The sequence below is a fragment of the Lentzea sp. NPDC051208 genome, assembly GCF_040682435.1.
GTDB classification, from domain to species: Bacteria; Actinomycetota; Actinomycetes; order Mycobacteriales; family Pseudonocardiaceae; genus Lentzea; species Lentzea kristufekii.
Genome location: NZ_JBFBAW010000046.1, coordinates 1 through 1523, shown reverse-complemented (window position 1 = coordinate 1523; position 1523 = coordinate 1). Strand labels below are relative to the sequence as shown.

Below are 1523 nucleotides of genomic sequence, written 5' to 3'. Positions count from 1 at the left end.
CCACGCGCAGCGCCGGGAAGTCGGCGGGGGCGTAGCGGTCCAGGATGGACGGCGGCACGGTCATGTGGGTGACCAGGCCCGCGGTGGCGCGCAGGACCGGCAGGGCGTTCCACCAGCGAGCCAGACCCCAGGTGGCTCCCGATGCCGTGACGGCCAGCGCGATCAGCACGAGGGCGTAGATGATGTGGTAGTCGATGAGCGGGTTGGTCGACATCGTCGGCTCACCGGCCGATGTGTGCTGCGCCGGCGGCCATTCGGCGACCCACATGAGCAGCATCATCAGCGTGCCGCTGATGGCCGCGATCCGCAGGCCGATGCCGAGCACCAGGGCCACACCGACCGCGAACAGGCCGGCCATGAAGAGCAGGTCGGCCCACCACGCGCCGGCGATGTCGTGGAACAACGACTCGAACGGCCCGACGGCGACCCGGCTGAGGAAGCCCTTCGTCGGCGATCCACCCTCGAACCAGGCGTTCTTGGGCTGTGTCGCGTAGCCCAGACCGAACGCCTTGTCGACGAACGCCCAGAGGAACAGCAGCCCGGTCGCGATGCGTAGCACCGCGAGGGCCATGGCGCCCGTTTCGGCTTGGGTGCGCGCAGGAGCGTGGACAGCGGACATCATTACCTCCCAAGAAGTTCTTCTACTTCGAGTCTTGTCGTGAACGTCGCCTGCGAACGCAGCCCTTGGTCCCGGTTCAGCCGGGACGTCATGACCTGCCGCGGTGGTACCAGCGCCACAGCTCGTCCGCACCCCCCACACGATCACCGGGAAGGTGACGAGCAAAGCCAGGTGCTCCACAGGCGGAACCGCGGTGCCGAAAACGTTCTGCAGAGCGGGAACAGCCACCACCGCGGCTGCGAACACGACCTCGAACGCGATGCCCCACAGCAGCAGCCGATTGCTGAAGACACCGATCGACCGTAGCGACGCGTACTGAGTGCGGGACGCGAAAGCGGTGCCGAGCTGGCAGGCGATGATGCGAGGAACGACATGGTGGTGGCCTGCACCCACACGTTGTGCGGAGCCGCGCCCTCACCGACCGGATCACCCGGCGACCATCCACCCGTGATCAGGGTGAGGAAGAACCCGCCGAGCACCAGCACCACGGACACGCCGCCGAGCAGTCCCCATGCACGCCAGAGCATCTGGCGATCGATGACACCTTCGCCGCGGCGACGTGGCGGTCGTGTCAGGAGGCCCGCCTCGGCCGGTTCGCGACCGAGGGCGAGCGCGGGCAGGGTTTCGGTACCGAGATCGATCGCCAGGATCTGCAACACAGCCGCCTCGCGACCAGACAATCCGGTCGCCTCGTCGCAGGCCCCGGAACAGCCGGTCCAGCGGTTCCCGCGGATCGCTGTCGGGCTCAGTCGCAGTCGTGGTCGCCATGGCTGCGAGCATCACCAGCGCGCAGCAGCGGACCCAGGGACCTAGTGTCCTGAGTTGTTAATTCGTGTGCAGTAGCGTGCGATGGAGTCGAGGATCTGGTCGGCGGTCTTGGTCCAGATATAGGGCCGTGGGTCGT

General features: G+C 67.4%; 2 pseudogenes. Both read right to left on the bottom strand.

Going from position 1 to position 1523, the window contains the following annotated elements:
• Positions 1-100 precede the first annotated feature (100 nt).
• Positions 101-619: pseudogene (locus AB0M48_RS45470) on the bottom strand (DoxX family membrane protein); the annotation flags it as partial.
• Positions 620-707: 88 nt separating this feature from the next.
• Positions 708-1278, bottom strand: a pseudogene (locus AB0M48_RS45465) (cation-translocating P-type ATPase C-terminal domain-containing protein); the annotation flags it as partial.
• Between the last annotated feature and the right edge of the window lie 245 nt (positions 1279-1523).